Source organism: Candidatus Poriferisodalis multihospitum (assembly GCF_028283155.1).
In the GTDB taxonomy this organism is placed as follows: domain Bacteria; phylum Actinomycetota; class Acidimicrobiia; order Acidimicrobiales; family Poriferisodalaceae; genus Poriferisodalis; species Poriferisodalis multihospitum.
Window position 1 is genome coordinate 1 of the sequence record NZ_JAPYOK010000060.1, and the last position, 20007, is coordinate 20007.

Annotated in this window: 20 protein-coding genes and 1 pseudogene; 5 read left to right on the forward strand and 16 right to left on the reverse strand. The window is 67.5% G+C overall.

Annotated features, from left to right (window positions below; all coding sequences use genetic code 11):
• Positions 1-95: 95 nt before the first annotated feature.
• From VI480_RS05315 to VI480_RS05325, 3 genes are read right to left on the reverse strand one after another with little or no spacing between them, the layout of a single operon-like run.
• Complete coding sequence (locus VI480_RS05315) at positions 96-551, reverse strand: hypothetical protein (protein WP_323671783.1); 456 nt, start codon at positions 549-551, stop codon at positions 96-98.
• Entirely contained in the window at positions 548-1645 is a 1098-nt protein-coding gene (gene mnmA / locus VI480_RS05320; RefSeq protein WP_323671784.1) for a tRNA 2-thiouridine(34) synthase MnmA, read from the reverse strand. Before mnmA ends, VI480_RS05315 begins: the two co-directional genes overlap by 4 nt.
• The gene (locus tag VI480_RS05325; protein WP_323671785.1) at positions 1642-2787 is read right to left on the reverse strand and encodes a cysteine desulfurase family protein; all 1146 of its coding nucleotides are present in this window, start codon (positions 2785-2787) and stop codon (positions 1642-1644) included. Before VI480_RS05325 ends, mnmA begins: the two co-directional genes overlap by 4 nt.
• A 182-nt stretch (positions 2788-2969) precedes the next feature.
• Here VI480_RS05325 and VI480_RS05330 point away from each other — a divergent pair, with 182 nt between their 5' ends.
• Positions 2970-4127 (forward strand): SRPBCC family protein, encoded by a 1158-nt coding sequence (locus tag VI480_RS05330; protein WP_323671786.1) that lies wholly within the window; start codon positions 2970-2972, stop codon positions 4125-4127.
• 69 nt (positions 4128-4196) lie between these two features.
• Here VI480_RS05330 and meaB read toward each other — a convergent pair whose 3' ends face one another.
• Together meaB and murA are read right to left on the reverse strand one after the other, a co-directional pair.
• Entirely contained in the window at positions 4197-5162 is a 966-nt protein-coding gene (meaB, locus tag VI480_RS05335; protein ID WP_323671787.1) for a methylmalonyl Co-A mutase-associated GTPase MeaB, read from the reverse strand.
• Between the two features lie 42 nt (positions 5163-5204).
• Positions 5205-6485 (reverse strand): UDP-N-acetylglucosamine 1-carboxyvinyltransferase, encoded by a 1281-nt coding sequence (gene murA / locus VI480_RS05340; RefSeq protein WP_323671788.1) that lies wholly within the window; start codon positions 6483-6485, stop codon positions 5205-5207.
• Positions 6486-6579: 94 nt separating this feature from the next.
• Between murA and VI480_RS05345 the strand changes: the two genes are divergently transcribed.
• The gene (locus VI480_RS05345; RefSeq protein ID WP_323671789.1) at positions 6580-8166 is read left to right on the forward strand and encodes an MFS transporter; all 1587 of its coding nucleotides are present in this window, start codon (positions 6580-6582) and stop codon (positions 8164-8166) included.
• Between the two features lie 41 nt (positions 8167-8207).
• Positions 8208-8786, forward strand: coding sequence for an alpha/beta family hydrolase (locus tag VI480_RS05350; RefSeq protein WP_323671790.1), 579 nt, complete (start codon positions 8208-8210; stop codon positions 8784-8786).
• A 25-nt stretch (positions 8787-8811) separates the two neighbouring features.
• Here the strand turns inward: VI480_RS05350 and lhgO are convergent, their stop codons facing one another.
• On the reverse strand, positions 8812-10023 hold the full coding sequence (lhgO, locus tag VI480_RS05355) for an L-2-hydroxyglutarate oxidase (RefSeq protein ID WP_323671791.1): 1212 nt from the start codon (positions 10021-10023) through the stop codon (positions 8812-8814).
• 144 nt (positions 10024-10167) lie between these two features.
• On the opposite strand from lhgO, the gene glpX reads away from it, so the two are divergent.
• Together glpX and VI480_RS05365 are read left to right on the forward strand one after the other, a co-directional pair.
• Positions 10168-11208 (forward strand): class II fructose-bisphosphatase, encoded by a 1041-nt coding sequence (gene glpX, locus VI480_RS05360; RefSeq protein ID WP_323671792.1) that lies wholly within the window; start codon positions 10168-10170, stop codon positions 11206-11208.
• 3 nt (positions 11209-11211) lie between these two features.
• Positions 11212-11631 (forward strand): phosphoribosyl-AMP cyclohydrolase, encoded by a 420-nt coding sequence (locus tag VI480_RS05365; RefSeq protein WP_323671793.1) that lies wholly within the window; start codon positions 11212-11214, stop codon positions 11629-11631.
• A gap of 54 nt (positions 11632-11685) precedes the next feature.
• On the opposite strand, the gene VI480_RS05370 is transcribed toward VI480_RS05365, so the two are convergent.
• The 10 genes and pseudogenes from VI480_RS05370 to VI480_RS05415 form a co-directional block, all read right to left on the reverse strand.
• On the reverse strand, positions 11686-12957 hold the full coding sequence (locus VI480_RS05370; RefSeq protein WP_323671794.1) for a hypothetical protein: 1272 nt from the start codon (positions 12955-12957) through the stop codon (positions 11686-11688).
• A gap of 138 nt (positions 12958-13095) precedes the next feature.
• On the reverse strand, positions 13096-13479 hold the full coding sequence (gene atpC, locus VI480_RS05375) for an ATP synthase F1 subunit epsilon (RefSeq protein ID WP_323671795.1): 384 nt from the start codon (positions 13477-13479) through the stop codon (positions 13096-13098).
• Positions 13480-13507: 28 nt separating this feature from the next.
• Positions 13508-14734, reverse strand: a complete 1227-nt coding sequence (locus VI480_RS05380) for a F0F1 ATP synthase subunit beta (RefSeq protein WP_323671796.1) — start codon at positions 14732-14734, stop codon at positions 13508-13510.
• Positions 14735-14780: 46 nt separating this feature from the next.
• Positions 14781-15749 (reverse strand): F0F1 ATP synthase subunit gamma, encoded by a 969-nt coding sequence (locus VI480_RS05385; RefSeq protein WP_323671797.1) that lies wholly within the window; start codon positions 15747-15749, stop codon positions 14781-14783.
• A gap of 17 nt (positions 15750-15766) precedes the next feature.
• Positions 15767-17338 (reverse strand): F0F1 ATP synthase subunit alpha, encoded by a 1572-nt coding sequence (gene atpA / locus VI480_RS05390; protein WP_323671798.1) that lies wholly within the window; start codon positions 17336-17338, stop codon positions 15767-15769.
• Positions 17335-17862, reverse strand: a complete 528-nt coding sequence (gene atpH / locus VI480_RS05395; protein ID WP_323671799.1) for an ATP synthase F1 subunit delta — start codon at positions 17860-17862, stop codon at positions 17335-17337. The genes atpA and atpH overlap by 4 nt, the downstream gene beginning before the upstream one ends.
• 102 nt (positions 17863-17964) lie before the next feature.
• Positions 17965-18498 (reverse strand): F0F1 ATP synthase subunit B, encoded by a 534-nt coding sequence (gene atpF, locus VI480_RS05400; RefSeq protein WP_323671800.1) that lies wholly within the window; start codon positions 18496-18498, stop codon positions 17965-17967.
• 9 nt (positions 18499-18507) lie between these two features.
• Positions 18508-18717: pseudogene (gene atpE, locus VI480_RS05405) on the reverse strand (ATP synthase F0 subunit C); the annotation flags it as partial.
• A 51-nt stretch (positions 18718-18768) separates the two neighbouring features.
• Entirely contained in the window at positions 18769-19593 is an 825-nt protein-coding gene (gene atpB / locus VI480_RS05410) for a F0F1 ATP synthase subunit A (RefSeq protein WP_323671801.1), read from the reverse strand.
• Positions 19590-19913, reverse strand: a complete 324-nt coding sequence (locus VI480_RS05415; protein WP_323671802.1) for a hypothetical protein — start codon at positions 19911-19913, stop codon at positions 19590-19592. Before VI480_RS05415 ends, atpB begins: the two co-directional genes overlap by 4 nt.
• Positions 19914-20007 lie beyond the last annotated feature (94 nt).

Consider the following 20007-nt stretch of genomic DNA (forward strand, 5'->3'; position numbering starts at 1 on the left):
AGATCGCCCTCGCTGTCACGCTCATCATCGTCATCAAACTCATCGACCACCGCGACCGCTGGCAACCCCAATGACCCACCTATCGGCGCTCGCTCTTAGAACGTGGTGAAGCACCATTCGTAGGTGAAGTCGGCCGCTTCGACGTCGATCGTGGGCGTGGCGACCAGACGGGCGCACGATCGCCCGGTGCGCAGTTTCTCGATGACTTTGCCGTCCCCCGGCGAGAAGAAGTGCTCGCCAAGCTGGATGGTGCCTGCGTCGAGCTGACCGGCGGGAATCGTGGTGCCGTTGATAGCCAGCGTCAGCGTCCAGCCGGGCTCAAGCCGGGCACCGACTGGGCTCTGGTGCGGCACCTGGGCACCGGGCACCGGCGTGACTGCCTGCAGGCCGCTCGGGTAGGCCGGTGCGGGCTCGCCGCCGCGGGTCAGCCACACCGCCAAGACGACGAGTGCAGCAGCAACGAGCGCACCGAGCGTGATCGCCGTGGAGACGCCCTTGCGCAGCGCCCAGGGCACATGCGGCTGGCCGTCAGCGGACTCGTCGCGGCTCATGCGAGATGTCCGGCGGCGGTCGCGCCGCCGAGCACCTCGTCACCTATGTAGAACACGACCGCCTGGCCGGCAGCGACGCGGCGCCGGGGCTCCGCCCACCGCAAGTGGCCCTCGGCATCGAGGCGCGCCGGCAAAGCCGGACCGTGGGCGCTCGTCTGAGCCAGAACATCGCCATGGATGGCAGCGCCGGCCCAGCGATGATCGACCAGCCGGACGCCTGGTGCCGCCAGCTCGGAGGCCCCGCCCACCGTGACACGGCGAGCGGCAGTGTCCACGTCAACCGCATAGCGCCGCTGCGGTGCGCCGCCGAGGTCAAGACCCCTGCGCTGGCCGACAGTCACGAGCTCCACCGCAGGAGCGGTGCCAACGCGTTGACCCGCCGCATCGACCAGCTCCGCCGGATGCAGGTCGATGCGCTCGGCCAAAAAGCGCTCCCTGCCGGCAGCCTCGGTAATGAAGCAGACATCCTGGCTCTCGGGCTTGTGAGCAGTTCGCAGACCGAGCTCTGCAGCGAGCGCTCGCAACCCGTCTTTGCGGTAGTCGCCGACCGGGAACCACAGGTCCGCCAAGTCGGCCTCGGACAGCATGTACAGCACGTACGACTGGTCTTTCGCGCTGTCGGCGCCACGCTGCAGCCGTCGCCTGCCGCCCTGGGTGCTGATGCGAACGTGATGGCCCGTGACCAGACGCTCGAAGCCTAGGCGGCGGGCACGGTCCAAGAGCATGTCGAACTTGACGTGCCGGTTGCAGGCAATGCACGGGTTGGGCGTACGGCCCCGCCGGTGTGCGTCGACGTACGGCTCGACGACATCGCGCTCGAACTCGGCCGCATAGTTGAAGACGAAATGGTCGATGCCGAGCTGCTGGCACACCCGGCGGGCATCGTCCACGTCGGAGACGGCGCAGCAGCCCTGGTCCTGCGGGCCGCCCCACAGCTTCAGGGTGACGCCGACCACGTCGTGCCCAGCGCGCAAGCACAGGGCCGCAGCGACCGAGCTGTCGACACCGCCCGACATCGCAACGAGCACCCTGCTCCCTGCAGCGGCACTGTGCAGATCGGAGCTGCCCGCAGCTCCGTGCCGCTCGGGAGTCATCGCAGCTGCTCCACGCAGTTGGGGATGGCGTCGATGGCTCGGTCGATCTCCCAGGGTTCGGTACACCAGCCGAGCGACAGGCGGAGCGAGCCGGCTGCGGTCTGCCGCTCGACTCCCATGGCGGCAAGAACATGGCTCGGCTCCATGGCACCCGACGCGCACGAGGCCGCCGCGGAGGCCATCACATCGAAGCGGTCGAGCAACACCAGCAGCGCCTCGGTCTCGATGCCGTCGATAAGCAGCTGGCAGATACCCGCGGCTCGCCGAGACCGCGCGACCGTCTCGGTGCACCCATCAATCGCCGCCAGCAGGCCATCGGCCAGCCGGTCCGCCAGTTCCCTGATCCGGCAGATGTCCTCGTCGCGCGTCTCGTTCAACTCGCCGAGCGCGGCACCGAGCGCGGCGATGCCCGCAGTGTTGTGCGTGCCGCTGCGCCGATCGGCCTCTTGGCCGCCTCCGAGCTGCTGCGCCGACAGCGTCACGCCGGGCCGGATGGCCAGCACGCCCACGCCCTTGGGCCCGCCGAACTTGTGGCCGCTCAACGACAGCAGATCTGCCGAGCGCGCCGCTGCAGCGATGTCGACCCAGTTGACTCCTTGCACCGCGTCAGTGTGCAACAGCGCCTCGGGGGCATGGCGCCCGATCACGTCGGCCACGGCATCAAGATCGGCAATGACGCCCGACTCGTTGTTGACCAGCATCACCGACACCAACCCCACGGGCGGGCCCGCATCGGGGGCCAACTGTGCGGCCAGGTGGTCGAGGTCGACATCGCCGCCGGCGTCGACCTGCACGTAGCGGCCGCCCACCGCTTCGACGGGGTGGAGCACCGCGTGGTGTTCGGTCGCCGGGCACAGCGCCGTCGTGCCTGTTGCGGAAGTCACGCCGTGCACAGCGAGATTGTCTGCTTCAGTCCCGCCGCTGGTGAACACGACGCCGTGCGGGTCGAATCCGAGCGCCTCGGCGACGACCTCGCGGGCATCGTCAATGGCTGCGCGCGACTTGCGGGCCATGCGGTGCGCTCCCGAAGGATTGGCGAACTGCTGCTCCAAGTACGGCGTCATGACCTCGATGGCGCACCGACGCATCGGCGTCGACGCAGCGCAGTCGAGGTACGCAGGGCGATTCCGATCAGCAGTCACACGCTGAGGTTACGAGCACAGCCCGAGGCGTCCTGCCGGGCGCTTCACGCAGTCGACAAGGCAGAATCCGCTGCTGCACCGGGCGCGGTGTGACAACGGCCGCAGGCGGTGCCACACTTGCCGGTCGCTGGAAACGAACGTCGGCGTGACGAAGCGCGCCAGCGATCCGAGACGCGATTCGCGTGCAGGCAGACATCGACAGGGCAATCACGGGCATGGGTATCGAGGTCTCCATCGACATTCCGGCAGCGCCGCAGGAAGTCTGGGATTACGTCGCAGATCTCGCGAGCAATGTCGAGTGGATGGCCGACGCTCAGTCGATCGACTTCACGTCTGCCCGGACTGAGGGCGTCGGCACAACGTTCGAGTGCGTCACCAAGATCGGACCGCTGAAGACCACGGACAAACTCGAGGTCACCGAGTGGGACCCGCCGAACACGCTCGGCATCACCCATCGGGGCGCGGTGACGGGCACTGGCCGTTTCGCGCTCCAGCCCATCGAAGACGGCACTCGCTTCACTTGGAGCGAAGATCTGACACTGCCGTGGTACTTCGGCTCGCGGGCCGGCCAGCAACCCGCCTCCCTGGTGCTTGAACGCGTCTGGCGCAAGAACCTGCGGAACCTGCGCGCGCGGATGCTCGAACGCCAGCAGGGGCCGACCGGCCATGAGCCGGGACCGCTGCTGGGGATGGGCCGCGACTCAGAGATGCGCGCCTACGGCCCGCACATCATTCGCATGAGCCTGCGCGGCCGGGATCTGAGTCACGAGGCCGCAGCAATGCGCCACGTGCGGGCCCACGGATTTCCTGCTCCGGAGGTCATCGAGCAGCCCGACAATCACTCGGTGGTGATGGCGCGTCTGACCGGCCCGACGATGCTCGACGAGCTCGCGGCCAAGCCGTGGCTCCTGACACGCCACGTCAAGGGTCTGGCGCGGCTGCACCGGCTGCTCGGCGACGTGCCTGCTCCAGGCAACTGGGCCAAGGTTTCGGGCGGCAGCTCGGTGGTGCATCTCGACCTGCAGCCTGACAACGTCAAGCTCACCCCCGACGGCCCCGTCGTCATCGATTGGTCGAACGCAGCAGCCGGCGACGCGGCCTTCGACGCTGCGTCCACCTATGTGCGGCTGCGCACCGCTGCGCCCGACAACCACGCTGCGGCCCGGGCAGTCATCAACGCTTTTCGTACCCGTTTTGCCCGTGCATTTCTCAAGGAGTTCGGTGCCGACGCGATCCTCTCGCACTTACGCGCGGCAGCCGACCTGCGGCTCCTCGACCGCAACCTGCATCCCAACGAGCGCGAGGCGGTTTTCGCGCTCGCCCGCGGCGAACTCGACTGACGAGTTCGCCTGAGTCGTCCTGACTTGCCGGAGTCAGGAAACCAGCTGCCGCAATCGGTCGACTGCGTATCAGCGGTCGTGGTCGAGGAGCATCTCGGCGGCTGCGTAGGGATCGAGCTCTCGGCGGGCCAGTTGCTGGCGCAGGCGCTTCGCAGCAGGCCCCTCGGCGAGGGTTGCCACGCGTTCGGCAATAGTGGCCCGCAGGACCTCATCAAGCTCGGTCTGCACCCTGGCCGCGCGGCGAGACTCAAGCTCACCCGAGACTGTGCAGTGGTCGCGGTGCGCACAGACGGCATCCCACAACTCCGCGGCGCCCTCGCCGGTGGTGCCCACCGAGGTCAGGATCGGGGGGTCCCAATCGCCGGGTGCAGACAGATCCAGCATCTGGCGGATGTCCCGGCACGTTTCCGATGTGCCCGGCCGATCGGCCTTGTTCACCACGAAGATGTCGGCGATCTCCATGAGACCGGCCTTGTTGGCCTGCACCGAGTCGCCCCAACCGGGGTTCACCACGACGACGGTGGTATCTGCCGCGCCCACGATCTCCGTCTCGATCTGGCCGACGCCGACCGTCTCGATCAGTACCCAAGGCCAACCCAGTGCGTCGAGCACCCGTACGGCCAGCGGTGTCGCCAATGTCAGGCCGCCGAGGTGGCCCCGGGTTGCCATCGACCGGATGTAGACGTCTTCGTCGAAGGTGTGGTCGGACATGCGCACGCGGTCGCCCAGGATTGCGCCGCCGCTGAACGGCGACGACGGGTCAATCGCCAGAACTGCCAGCCGCTCGCCCCGCTCGCGTGCCACGCCGACGACGGCTGAGTTGAGCGTCGACTTGCCGGCCCCGGGCGCACCGGTGATGCCAACCGTGTGCGCGCTGCCTGATTGGGCGAACGTGACTGCGCCCAGCGCGCGCGCCTGCGAGCCGCCGCGTTCGACCAACGACATCACCCGTGCCAGGGCGCGGCGCTGTCCGCTGCGCGCAGCTTCGAGGAGCCCCGCCACATCGGCCGTGAGCGAATCGTCGTGTGGTGTCATCGGCGCGCCGACGGTAGCGACATGCGCCGAGGGCGGCACATTTCAGCGACGCGTGATGCTGGCACCGAGACCGGCGAGTTTGCCGGCCAAGTCCTCATAACCACGGTCGATATGGACCGCGCCGGCAACCTCTGTCTCGCCCGTAGCGGCGAGGCCCGCCACCACCAGCGCTGCGCCGGCGCGGATGTCGTGCGCGCGCACCGGTGCTCCCGACAGCCGCTCCACCCCGCGCACAACGGCGTGGTGACCCTCAGTCCGGATGTCGGCACCCATCCGCCGCAGCTCGTCGATGTAGCGGAACCGACCCGTGAAGATGTTCTCGGTGACGATTCCCACGCCGGAAGCCGTCGTGAGCATCGACACGAGGAACGGCTTGTAGTCGGTCGCGAGACCCGGGAACGGCAAGGTGGAGATGTCGGCTGACGCCAGCCGCTGGGTCACGGTTGCCCGCAGTCCCGCTTCCTCGACCACGATGTGCATGCCCATCTCGGTGAGCTTGCGAATGAGCATTGCCATGTGCCCGGCCACCGCGTGACGCAGGAACACCGACCCGCCGCACATGCCGACCGCTGCGAGGAACGTGGCTGCTTCGATGCGGTCAGGAATCACCCGGTAACCGTCGCCGGATGGGGCAGGTGCCAATCGTTCTACCCCGTCGACCGTCAGACGATCCCCTGACCAGCCGACCCGCGCACCCATCTGGTTGAGGAACTCGATGAGATCGCCGATCTCGGGTTCTCGTGCCGGATTCACGATGCGTGTGCGGCCCTTGGCTCGCACTGCGGCCATCAGCACATTCTCGGTCGCCCCGACAGAGGGGTACTCGAGCACAACCTCCGCCCCCCTCAGCACTTCTGCGGTTGCCGAGATGTCGCCGTGCGCGGTGCTGAACGTCGCCCCCAGGCTCTCGAGCGCCTGCAAGTGCATGTCGATCGGTCGCGGTCCAAAGTCGTCGCCGCCCGGCAGGGCAACGCGGGCTGTTCCGAATCGTCCCAGCAGTGGGCCGAGCACGACGATCGACGCACGCATGCGCTCCACCAGGTGATACGGCGCCTCGGTGTTCAGCTCGGCGGGCACGTCGATCACCAGCCGGTGATCGGCACGCGTCACGGTCACGCCCATGGCCTCGAGCAGCTCGCACATGAGCGCTACGTCGGAGATATCGGGAACGTTGGCCAGGACGTGCTGCCCCTCTGCCAGCAGGCACGCCGCCATCAGCTTGAGCACGCTGTTCTTGGCGCCGCCGATGCTGACGTCGCCGTCGAGCGCGCGGCTGTGCTGCATAACAAACGTGTCGCGCTCGCCGCTGGTGGCAAAATCCACCGACATAGCGATACCACCATTGACGGCAGGATCGTGACGCGCAGCACCCTCGCGATGCAGATACGGGACCGATGCGTGTGCTAGGCCCGCCGCCGTGACCCGTCTCGTGCGCACACTCGTGGCCGATGCCGACGAGGTGGACGCCTTGCTGCGCCCCCGCAACGACATCGTGGCCGAGACGCCGGCCACCATGCTTGACGGCAGCCACCGCTTTGAGCTGGCGGAGGGGCCGTTCACCAGCTACTCGCGCCTGGTCGAGGTTTCGCCAGCCTCGGAACAGCGGACGGACCGGATGCAGAGCACGACGGCCGACGTCACAAATCGCTACGAGGTCACCGAGACGGTCGAGTGGCGCCTGGCGGTGCCGTGGTTCGGCCCGCTCTTCAACGTCGCGGTCCGGCGCGCGATGCGCACAGGACGCACCGGCGACGGCACCCAGCCCGTCTGGGCTCCTCCCCGGCGGTTCACCCCACGCGCGGCGACCGTCATGGCCATGCTGGCGGCGGCAGCCATGCTGAGCGGCTACCTGGCGAATGCACCCTCAGAGCTGCACACCTACGCCGCCGACGAATTCGGCGCCGATCAGGCCGCCCAAGGCGTGCTGGGCGCCGTCGTGCGTATCGGGACGCTGCTCGCGATCGGCGTGTCCGTGCTGGCCGACCGGCACGGTCGTCGACGCGTCGTAGCGGGCGCCATCGGCGTGGGCATCACTGCGGCCGCGCTCGCAGCGCTGGCGCCGAACGTGGTGTGGCTGGGCGCATTCCTGCTGATCGGACGCACGGCGAATGCGGCGCTCGGGGCCACGGTTGTCGTGATGGCGCTGGAAGAGATTCCCGCCGGCTGCAGGGCGTGGTGCCTGTCGGTGCTGGCCATGTCGGCTGCGCTCGGCGCGGGCGTGGTGGTGTGGCTGCAACCGGTCTCAGATCTTGCCCCATGGGCCTGGCGCATGCTGTTTGCATTCCCGCTCGTCGCGCTGGCGGCCGCCCGCCCGCTGCTGCGGCGGCTGCCGGAGAGCCGGAGGTTTGAGCGGCGGGGCCGGGATGTGACACTGCGCGGTTACTGGCGGCCGATTGCGCTGCTGGGTGCCATCTACCTGGCATTCGGCTTGTTCCTGGGCCCGATCGACTGGTTCCGCAACGAGTACCTGCGCGACGAACACGGTTTCAGCGCGGCCCTGGTGTCGCTGTTCGTGCTGGGTACTGCGACGCCCGCCGGCCTCGCCGTCTATGCCGCAGGCAGACTTGCCGACTCCCGTGGGCGCCGCATCATCCTCGCCGTCGCTTCAGTGCTCGGGCTTGGCTCTCTGGTGGCACTGTTCAATGTGTCCGGCGCCACGCTGTGGCTCGCGGGCCTCGTCGGAGCAATGCTGTCGGCCGGATTGTTGCCGGCGCTCGGCGTGTACCGCGGCGAGCTGTTCCCGACTGCCCTGCGAGCGCGCGCCGCAACCATCACGGGTGCCATGGGCGTCGTCGGCGCTGCCATCGGCGTGCTCGTCGCGGGCGCGCTGCGCACCGCTTGGGGCAGCTTCGGCGATGTGATCGCGCTGCTGTGGGTGGGGCCGCTGGTGGCCGCCGCCGCCGCCGTGCTGTGGCTGACCGAGCGCAGCGGGCAGGAACTCGAAGAGCTGCACCCCGCCGATGCCGCAGCAGATCCCGAGGGCCCAAGGCCGCATGACTTCTGAACGAGGCCGGCGAGACTGCGCCCGGTCATGATGGGGTTGCGATGCGCGCTGCCGAAGCACTCCTGCTGACGCCAGGCGCCGGGGGCGGCGCCGATCATCCCGCGCTCATCGACATCGAAGACGCGCTGTCTGGCCGCCTGCCGGTGCGCCGGCACGACTTTGCGTACCGGCGAGCCGGGAGGCGGGCACCGCCGCGCGCCCCCAGCGTCGCCGCCGAATTGGTGGGCGATCTGCCCCAGATTGCCGCCGAGTTGGGCGTGTCGCCGGATGGCCTGGTGATTGGCGGCCGGTCGTTCGGCGGCCGTGTCTGCTCGATGGCCGTGGCCGACGGTGCCCGCGCCGCGGGGCTCGTGCTGCTCAGCTACCCGCTGCACCCGCCCGAACGGCCCGAGCGCCTCCGCACCGAGCACTTCGCGCTGATCAGGGTGCCTTGCCTGTTCGTCTCGGGCACGCGTGACCCGTTCGCCACTCCCGACGAGCTGGGCGAGCACACCCGGGCCATCCAGGGTCCGGTCGCGCTCCGTTTCATCGACGGTGCCCGGCACGATCCCAACTCGGTCGCCGCGCGTCGGGCGGTCGTCGAACACGTCGGCAACTGGCTCGACACGCTCGGAAGCTGAGCACGGCGGCGAGCAGCGATTCGATTCAGCCGTCGATCCGATCGACGATCATCTTGGCGATCTCCAGGCTCGAGGTGGCCGCAGGACTCGGGGCGTTCAGCACGTGGGTACTGCGGCTGGCAACCGTGATGGCGAAATCGTCCTCGAGCTCGCCGGCGGGATCCATGGCCTGGGCACGCACGCCGGCGGGCGACGGCACGAGATCGTCGGCTTCGATGTCGGGCACGAGCCGCTGCAGCGCCCGGGTGAACGCTGCCTTGTTCAGCGAGCGCCACACCTCGCCGGCTCCGGTGCGCCAGTAGCGCCGGGCGAGTCTCCACAGGCCGCGGTTGGTGATGTGCTCACGCAGCTGCGCCCTGCTGATGTCGCCCCAGCCGTAGCCCTCGCGAGCCAGTGCAAGCACCGCGTTGGGGCCGGCGTGGATCGTGCCGTCGATCATGCGGGTCAGGTGCACCCCGAGGAACGGGAAGCTGGGATCGGGCACCGGGTAGATCAGGTTGTTGACGAGGTGCGAGCGCTCCGGCACCAACTCGTAGTACTCGCCGCGGAACGGGACGATCCGGTAACCACCCGCCGCACCGGCGAGCTCCGCCACCTGGTCGCACCGCAGCCCCGCACAGTTCACGAGCCACGTCGCTTCCAGGTCGCCGGAGGTCGTGGTGATCCGGACACGATCCGCGTCCGGCGCGAGCGCGACAACCGCGGCACCCGTCCGCATCTCGCCTCCGGCAGCGGTGATCTCGTCGATCAGCGCGCGGCACACCGCGCTGTAATCGACAATCCCGGTGCTGGGGACAAACAGCGCCTCCACGCCGGCGCAATAGGGCTCGAGCTCAGCGAGGCGGCGGGAGTCGATCAGTTCCGCGGGCACGCCATTGCTGGCGGCACGCTCAGCGAGCGCTGCCAGCCGCTCCTGCTCGGAGCTGTCCACCGCCACGATGACCTTGCCGCACACCTCGTGCGCAATGCCCCGCTTCCGGCAGAACTCGACCATCGAGCTGCGCCCGGCAACCGCCAGCGAGGCCTTGGCCGATCCCGGCCGGTAGTACACGCCTGAGTGCAGCACACCAGAGTTGCGACCGGTCTGGTGCAGCGCCGGCCGCTCCTCGGCCTCACAGATCACCACCCGGCGGCCCGGATGGTCGGCCAGGTACCTGTGCGCCGTGGCCAAGCCGATGATGCCCGCCCCCACGACAGCCAGATCAGCGCATGCTGCCGAGGTCGAGGCGCTGGTCACCAAGGCGAAGCTATCGCCAGAGGCGAAGCCGTGGCCCGAGCGGCCCGTGAGCCCAATCGCATGAGCATGGGGAACAAGAGCGGGATGTACAGGACGCCTAATCAGAAGGCTCATCTCTCCGTGCATCCTCTAGGGTCGGCGGCAATGAATGACAATCGCAGGTTCCGCAGCGATCGAGGTCGCGTCGGCGGTCCGGATCTCAGCCGTCAGGCGCCCGATCGCAACCTGGCACTCGAACTTGTGCGCACCACCGAGGCAGCGGCCATGGCTGCATCACGCTGGATGGGCCGCGGCGACAAAGACGGCGCTGACGGCGCCGCGGTGGACGCCATGCGGGTCGTGCTGTCCACCGTGCCCATGGACGGCATCGTCGTGATCGGCGAGGGCGAGAAGGACGAAGCGCCGATGCTGTTCAACGGCGAGCTGATCGGCGACGGCACCGGGGCGCTGACCGATGTTGCGGTGGACCCGATCGACGGCACCACGCTGACCTCGCTGGGCAGGGGCAATGCCATAGCGGTGATCACCGTCTCGCCGCGCGGCACCATGCTGGATCCCGGCCCGTGCGTCTACATGGAGAAGATCGCTGTCGGCCCCGATGCCAAAGGCGTGGTGGATCTGAACCGGTCGCCCGCAGAGAATCTGCGAGCTATCGCGGAGGCCACCGGCCAGGGTTTGCGCGACCTCACCGCTGTGGTGCTCGACCGCGACCGCCACTCCGAGCTGATCGGGGAGATCCGCGAAACCGGCGCTCGCATCAGGCTCATTCCCGACGGCGATGTGGCCGGTGCCATCTCCGCAGCAGCGAGCGACTCGACTGACGTCTTGTTCGGCATCGGCGGCACCCCCGAAGGCATCATCTCGGCAGCGGCGCTGAAGTGCCTCGGCGGCGAGCTGCAGGGCCGCCTGTGGCCCCGCAACGACCATGAGCGCCAAGCGGCGGTCGCCGCCGGCTACGACCTCGACCGCGTGCTGCACATCGACGATCTCGTCCAGTCCGACGATGTCTTCTTTGCTGCCACCGGCATCACAGACGGCGAGTTGCTGCACGGCGTGAAGTTCACAGCGCATCGCGCCACCACCGACTCCCTCGTGATGCGTTCCCGCAGCGGCACCGTGCGCCACATCAAGGCCACACACGACATCGACAAGCTCAGCGCCTACGCCGCGGTGGACTTCACCTGAGCCATGGCTGAAGACAACGAGCTCGAAGAGGGCACAGTCGCCCGCATCGACTTCGGCAAGGTGGCCCAGATCGGCCGTGACGGCCACCAAGTCGTGCCCGTGGTGCTGCAGGACGCCGACAGCGAGGACGTGCTGTTCATCGGCTACGCCAACGAGGAAGCGCTGCGGCTCACGTTCGAGCGACGCAGCGCTGTGCTCTATTCCACATCCCGCAACGAGATCTGGCACAAGGGCGCCACCTCGGGCGACACGCTCTCGCTTGTCGAGGTGCGTGTGAACTGCGAACAGAACTCGCTGCTGTACCGGGTGCGGCGCGACGGAGGCGGCGCTTGCCACACCCGCGACGCCGACGGCAACTCCCGGCCGGGCTGCTACTACCGCGCCGTCGACAGCCCCACCGAGCTGCGCCACCTGGGCGGCTGAGCCAACTCCGCAGTTGGCGTCTGCCGGGCCAGTGCGGCGACCGGCTCGGCGCCGCTATTCGTCGAAGTTCTCGGGCATCAGCACGAACTCGGGGTACGCCTCGATGCCGAGCTCGCCCGAGTCCTGCCCGAGCTGCTCCACCGTCTTCGAGACTCGCAGACCCAGCACGAGGTCCAGAACCTTCCAGACGATCAACGATGCGATGAACACAAAGGCACCGACGGAGACGATGCCGAGCAGCTGAATGTGGAGCTGAGCGCCCGCCGCGATCGCGGTTGCCAGCGTGCCCCAGATGCCGCAGACAAGGTGGGCCGGGATGGCGCCGACCACGTCGTCCACCTTGATCAGCTCGAGACCCTTGATGGCGGCGGTGCAGATCACGCCGCCGATGGCACCGATGATGATGGCCCACCAGTGCTCGGTGATGTCTGGCCCCGCAGTGATGGACACCAGTCCGCCGAGGGCGCCGTTGAGCCCCGCGAACAGGTCGATGCGGCCGAGCAAGCTGCGCGAGACCGCCAGGGCTGCAACCACTCCGGCCGCTGCGGCCAGATTGGTGTTGACCAGCACGTTGCTCATCGCGACTGCGTCGACCACGCTCCCCAAGGCAAGCTGCGATCCGCCGTTGAAACCGAACCAGCCGAGCCACAGGATGAAGACGCCCAGCGTCACGATCAGCACGTTCGACGGCGGCGTCGGTCTCACCGAGCCGTCCTTGCGGAATTTGCCAAGCCTCGGACCCACCACCAGCACTCCGGCCAGGGCCGCCCAGCCGCCGGTGCTGTGCACGATCGTCGAGCCCGCAAAATCCTGGAAGCCCTGCTTGAAGAGCCAGCCTTCACCCCAGGTCCACGCCCCCACGATCGGGTAGATGATGGCCGTCAGGATCAGCGTGAAGGCGAAGAACGACCACATCTTGATGCGCTCGGCGATGGCTCCCGACACGACAGACGCAGCAGTCGCCACAAACACCATCTGGAAGAACCAGTCCGACATGAACGAGTAGTCCTGCGCAGCAACGACAGCCTCGGGGCCTGCATCGCCGCTGATCAACGCCAACTCGTCGGCGCTCGGCCCATAGAAGAACGTGAACGATCCCCACAGATCGCCGACGTCGACGTACATGAGGTTGTAGCCGAGGAGATAGAACGCAAGACCGGCAATCGAGTAGATGCCGATGTTCTTCAGGCAGATCATCGACGCGTTCTTGGTGCGTACGGCGCCAGCTTCGAGCATGGTGAAGCCGGCGGCCATCCACATGATCAGCGCGCCCCACACCAGGAACATGAAGGTGTTGAGGATGAACTGGCCTGAGGGCTCGATCATGAGAAGTCCTTTCCGGGCTGCGACAGGACGCTCACATGTTTGCAGGCACCACGCCGGCGCCACGACATTCGTGGGCCGAGCGGTCAAGCCGCGATCAACGGCGACGCCTATTGGCTGGGGCGGGTGCGGCGACCGCGCTCAGGCGGCGCTGGCAACTGCGATGCGTGTCTCGGCCCAGGCCACGGCTGCCTTGGCGTCGTCATCATCAGCGTCGGCCGCGACTGCAGCCCGGGCAGCTTCGAGGTCCGCCTGTGCAGCAGCGACGTCGATCTCATCGGCTGAGTAGGCAGCATCGCTGAGGATGGTCACGACGTTGTTGCTGACTTCAACGAAGCCGCGGTTGAGCGCCAGGGTCACGATGCCGTCGGACGCCCAGAGCTGGGTCTGCCCGATGTCGAGTGCGCCGATGAAGGCTGCATGGTGGTCCAGAAAGGCGATGTCGCCGTCCACCGTGCGCGTCACCACCTGGCTGCACTCGCCGCTGAACAGCACGGCTTCGGGTGAGACAAGCTCGACCTGCATCAGACCAGCCTCGGGCCGCCTGCGCCGCTCAGGCCCCGGCCTGCGCCAGGTCGCGGGCCTTGGCCATCGCCGACTCGGCGTTGCCGACATTGAGGAACGCCTGCTCGGGCAGGTCGTCGAGATCGCCGTTGCACAGCATCTCGAACGACTCGATGGTCTCCGATACCGGCACGAAGATGCCGGGCAGGCCCGTGAAGACCTCGGCGACGAAGAACGGCTGGCTCAGGAAGCGCTGGATCTTGCGCGCCCGGTCAACGGTGATGCGGTCTTCCTCGGACAGCTCGTCGAGGCCCAGGATGGCGATGATGTCTTGCAGCTCTTTGTAGCGCTGCAGGATCTCCTGGGTGCGCCGCGCCACGTTGTAGTGCCGGTCACCCACCACCTCAGGGCTGAGGATGGTGGAGGTGGACGCGAGCGGGTCCACGGCCGGGTAGATGCCCAGCGAGGCGATCTGCCGGCTCAGCTCGGTGGTCGCGTCGAGGTGCGTGAAGGTCGTGAACGGCGCCGGATCGGTGTAGTCGTCGGCTGGCACGTACACGGCCTGCAGCGACGTAATGGAGTGACCCGACGTCGAGGTGATGCGCTCCTGCTTCTCGAGCACGCCGGATTCCTCCATCTCGAGATAGAGGTCGGTGCCCTCGCGGGTGCGCTCCCCCACCCCGGCGAACACCGACACGCCGCCGTGCTGGGAGGCGACACGGTTGATCATCTCGGTGATGAGCACCGTCTTGCCCACGCCGGCACCGCCGAACAGGCCGATCTTGCCGCCCTCCACGTAGGGCTCGAGCAGGTCGATCACCTTGATGCCCGACTCGAACATCGTGGCCTTCGGCTCGAGCGTGTCGAAGGCGGGCGCCGGACGGTGGATCTCCCAGCGGTCGGCGATGCCCTCGGTGTCGCTGGTGATCTCAGCGCCATCCAGCGGCTGACCGAGCACGTTGAAGATGTGCCCCAGCACCCCGTCGCCCACAGGCACAGTGATGCCCTGGCCGGTGTTGACGACGGTCATGCCGCGGGTCAGGCCGTCGGTGGCCTTCATCGACACGATCCGCACGCGGTTGTCGCCGATCTGCTGGGCCACCTCGCCGGTGATGGTGACCGGCTGGCCCTCCAGCTCCACGTGCATCTCCACGGCGGTGTTGATCTCGGGGATCGCACCGGGCGGGAACTCCGCGTCGACAACCGGCCCGGCAATGGCCACCACGCGGCCATCGGCGTGCTCGGCGCTGCCGTCGGTGGTTCGGGTTTCGGTCATCGTCATTGCTGTCACTCCTCGCGCAGAGCGGAGACTGGTTGGATTGCTAACGGCCGCGGAACAGGTCCGCTGTACGGGCTTCGATGGTGTCTGAGAGCAGATCGACTTCGCCGCCGGCGGTCTGGGCGAGCGCCTCTGCACCGCCGACGATCTCCATGATCTCGGTGGTGATGGCGTCCTGGCGGGCGCGGTTCATGACGCGCGTCAGGTTGGTCTTGAGCTCCTCGGCGTTGTCGGTGGCCGCCTTCATGGCGCGCTGGCGGGCCGCGTGCTCTGACGCCGAGGCTTCGAGCAGCGCCGAGTAGAGCCGCGCCTCCGCGTAACGCGGCAGCAGCCGCTCGAGAATCGCGGCGGGTTCGGGCTCGAACTCGTAGCCGCCTTCGGGACCGCCGGCTGAGCCCGCGGTGTCATCAGCGTCGTCGAACTCGCCGGCGTCGAGCGGCATGAACGGCACGATGGCGACCGACTGATTGCCCATGGAGTGGAACTGGGTGTAGGCCAGCATGACCCGCTGGCAGCCGTTCTCGAACAGCTCAGTCGCCGCCACGGCAACCTGCTGGGCGTCCGCGTAGCTGGGCTGGTCGCTGAAGCCCTCGAAACCCGCTGCGATGCGGAAGTTGCGGAAGCGGAAGTACCCCAGTGCCTTGCGCCCAGACAGCACCAGCTCGTAGTCGCGGCCTTCCGCTGCGTCGGCGGCGATGGCCCGTTCGGTGGCTCGCAAGACGTTGTTGTTGTAGCCACCGCACAGGCCGCGGTCAGCGGCAATGACAACGTAAGCGACCTTGGAGACCTCAGCGGGCTCGCGCAGGAGCGGGTGGTCTGCTTCGCCACCAGCGGATGCCAAGTTGGCGATGACGGCCGTCACCTTGTCGCTGTAGGGCCGCGCGGCGCGAACGCGTGCCTGCGCACGGACGATTCGTGATGCCGCGATCAGCTCCATGGCGCGCGTGATCTTCTTGGTGGCATCGATCGATCTGATACGACGCCGAAGAATGCGCTCCTGACCGCTTGCCATCGGTGCTCAGACCCCGCTCAGTCCTCGCTCGCAGCGTCGTCGTCGCCCGAGCCCGTGGCGTCGCCACCGTCCGCGTCGGCGGATGTGGCGAACTGGGCCGTGAAGGCCTCAACGGCAGCCTGCAGCGCTGTCCCGTCGACGTCGCCACTCGATCGGATGTCGGACATCAATGCGCTGTGCCGTGTACCCATGTAGGCGAGCAGCTCGTCCTCGTACCGGTTGACGTCGTCGACGGGAATGCCGTCGACATAGCCGTTGGTGCCCGCATAGATGACGACGACTTGCTCTTCGACGGGCATCGGCGAATTGAGCCCCTGCTTGAGCAGCTCCACGAGGCGGTAGCCGCGGCCAAGCTGCGCCGCTGACACGGCGTCGAGCTCAGAGCCGAACGTGGCGAATGCCTCGAGGTCGCGGAACTGGGCGAGGTCGATCTTGAGCGTGCCGGCCACGCTCTTCATCGCCTTGGTCTGTGCGGCAGATCCCACTCGAGACACCGAGATGCCCACGTCCACTGCAGGCCGAACGCCGGACTTGAACAGGTCGTCCTGGAGGTAGATCTGGCCGTCGGTGATCGAGATGACGTTGGTCGGGATGTAGGCCGAGACGTCGCCCGCCTTGGTCTCGATGATCGGCAGCGCCGTCAGCGATCCTGCGCCGTTGACATCGGACAGCTTGGCGGCACGCTCGAGCAGCCGGCTGTGAAGGTAGAAGACGTCGCCCGGGTAGGCCTCGCGGCCCGGCGGCCGCCGCAGCAACAGCGACATCTGGCGGTAGGCCTCGGCCTGCTTGGACAGGTCGTCATAGACGATGAGGGCGTGGTCGCCCGTCTCCATCCAGTGCTGGCCCATGGCGCATCCGGCATAGGGCGCCAGGTACTTGAACGGGGCAGGGTCAGACGCAGGCGCCGAGACCACCACCGTGTATTCCATCGCGCCCCGCTCGCGCAGCGTGTTGACTACCTGCGCCACCGTCGAGCCCTTCTGCCCGATGGCGACGTAGATGCACTTCACACCTAGGCCTGCCTGATTCAAAATGGTGTCGACCGCGACCGAGGTCTTGCCGGTCTTGCGGTCGCCGATGATCAGTTCCCGCTGTCCTCGGCCAACCGGGGTCATCGAGTCGATGGCCTTGATGCCGGTCTGCAGCGGCTCGTGCACCGGCTTGCGGCCCATCACACCGGGCGCCTGGATCTCCATGCGCCGCTCGACGGCACCGGCGATCTCGCCTTGGCCGTCGATCGGCTCCCCCAGCGCGTTGACCACACGCCCGAGCACCGCATCGCCCACGGGGACCGACAGGATGCGGCCCGTGGCCCGGACCGCCTGACCCTCCTCGATGTGCTCGACGCTGCCGAGCACGACGGCGCCGATCGAATCCTCGTCGAGGTTCAGTGCCAGGCCCACATCCCCGCTCTGGAACTCGAGAATCTCGTTCACCGAGCAGCCGGGCAGGCCCGAGACACGGGCGATGCCGTCGCCGACTTCGAGAATGCGTCCGACGGTGCCGGATTCGATCGAAGGATCGAATCCTTCGAGATTCCGGCGGATCGCGGAGGTGATGTCGGCTGTGTTGATGGAAAGATCGGTCACGACAGGCGCTCCTTCATCTGGTCGAGCCGGGTGCGAACCGAACCGTCGAAGACTGTGTCGCCGATCTGGGCGGTCAGTCCTCCGATGATCTCGGTGTCCACTACGACATGGACGGTCACGTTGCGGCCGCTGGCACGGCTCAGCGCTTCGGCCACCCGGGCAATTTGCTCATCGGTCAGCGCGACAGCCGAGCGGACTTCGGCCACAGCCTCGCCTCGCGTCGCCGCGGCCAGTTCCAACGCTTCGGCCGCAATGGCCTCGAGGTCGCCGCCCCGGCCGGCGCCCACCAGCATCGCCACCACATTCAGCGTGACTGGTGAGGCCATCGAAGCCAGCAGGTCTTCCACGATGCCGACGCGACGTGACGCTGGCACCGTGCGGTCCGACAGCACGCGGCGCAACTCTTCATTGCCCGCTGCAGCCCGTCCAACCGACGCCAGCTCGGAGGTGACGCGGTCGAGCACGTCTTCGGCCTGGGCGATAGCGACCACAGCGCCGGCGTAGCCCTCGGTTCGCTCGCTCATCGGTCGATCCTGATCATCAGTTCAACTCCTGTGGGGTCCGCCGCCTGCCGCTGCAGCCAGCGCGGTGCTGCGGGCGACGGCGGGAACCTTCGGCGGGATGGTTCAGTTCCCCACCCGCTCGATGTAGTCCTCGATCAACTGGGCATGCGCCGCTTCATCGATGCTGGCCATCACTACCTGCTCGGCGGCGCCTACCGCGATCGAAGTGATGTCGGCCCGCACCTCGGCCATGGCACGTTCGCGAGCGGCCTCGATATCCGCCTCGGCCTGCGCACGTCGCTCGGCGATCTCGGGTTCGATGGCCGCGAGCCGCTCCTGGCGGACCTCCTCGGCCTGCGCGCGCGCTTCCTCGATGATGCGTGCCGCTTCCGCGTTGGCCTCGGCCAGGCGAGCGTCATAGGACGCACGCAGCTCCTCGGCCTCGGTCTTGGCGGTCGCAGCGTCGTCGAGGTCGCCCTGGATGCGCTCGGTGCGCGCCTCCATCGCCCGCCTGATCGGTGGCAGCGCCAGCTTCCACATCACGAACAAGAGAATGAAGAACGCGATCGAACCCCAGATCACCTCGAACCATGCGGGGATGATCGGATTGGACGACTCGCCCTCGGATGCTGCGAGCAGGCCGGATAGTGCGTTCACTGCCGCCTCCTAGGTGAAGTTGAGCAGGATGAACACCACGAAACCGATGAGGGCCAAGGCCTCGGTGAACGCGATGCCCAGGAACATGGTCGTGCGGACCATGCCTGCTGATTCTGGCTGGCGAGCCATTGCGGTGATGGCGTTGCCGACGACGAGGCCGATGCCGACGCCCGGGCCGATGGCCGCGAGGCCATAGCCGAGGCCGGCGCCGAGCGCCTTGAGGCCGTCCGGTGGTCGATGGGGACGGGATGAACTGGATTGGGGGTGGGCCTAGTGCTCGGGGTGCAGCGAGCCGCCGATATAGACGGCGGTGAGGATGGTGAAGATGAACGCCTGCAGGAATGCCACCAAGATCTCGAATCCTGTGAGACCTATCAGCATCAGGAACGGGGCCGGCGTGATGATGACCAGCCACGTGGGCGTGTCGTCGGTGATCGCCAGCCAGAACACGGTGTGAGACAGCACAGCGAACGTCACCAGCAACAGGTGGCCGGCAAGCATGTTGGCGAAGAGTCGCACCGCCAGCGAGAACGGCCGCACGACGATTGTGGATATGAACTCGATGGGCAAGACAATGATCAGCAACGCCTTGGGCACGCCGGGTGGAATGCAGACGTTCTTCAGGTAGCCGAAGAACCCGTGGTGCTTGATGCCAATCGTGTTGTAGATCACCCACACCAGCAGTGCGAGCACGACGGGCATCGCCATGCGAGCGTTGCCCGGGAAGTGAATGAGCGGCACAACCTCGGTGATGTTCGAGAAAAGGATGAAGAAGAACATCGTGAGCAAGAACGGCAGGTATCGCAAACCGTCCGGTCCGATGGTCTGCATGATGATGTTCTCTCGGATGAACTGCACCGAGGTCTCTGCCACCGTCTGGATGCCGCGGGGGGCAGTGATGACTTCCGCCTGTGCGTAACGACGCTTGGCCATCACGAACATCGCCACTGTCGCCACCAAGGCGAACAGGTAGATGATGCCGACCTTGTTGAGCGCGTACCACTCGTTCGTGCCCGTCGCTGGGTCGTGCCCGAAGAGGCCCGGCCACTCCAAGAGGTGCCCGATGTCAGGGAAGGTCAGCGCTAGCAGGTTCACTTCTGCTCCTTGCCGGGACGTGGGAGATCGAGGCCTGGGGCTGCGAGCCGCAGGGAAACATAGCGGATCTCCCACACAAGCAGACCGAGATGGCTCGCGACGATGGTGATCGCGATGGGCACAGGCTCGAAGAACTCGAGCTGAGCGACGGCGAGAACGATGCCGGCGAGCACCGCGAGCCGCGCGATGAAGCCGCCCAGGGTGGCCCCCATGAGCGCGACCGGCGAGGTACGCGCACCCCATGCCATCAGCGCCGCAGCCGCCGCGAGATTGCCGATGACCAGCGCATAGCCGAGTGCTGCCGACAGCGCCCCGCCCATTCCCCAAATGAATCCGCTGGCGACAACCCAGGCGGGGAACACCCACAGACTCCGCCGCGCCATGTCGAACGCGAGGTCGCGCTCAGGAGAGCGT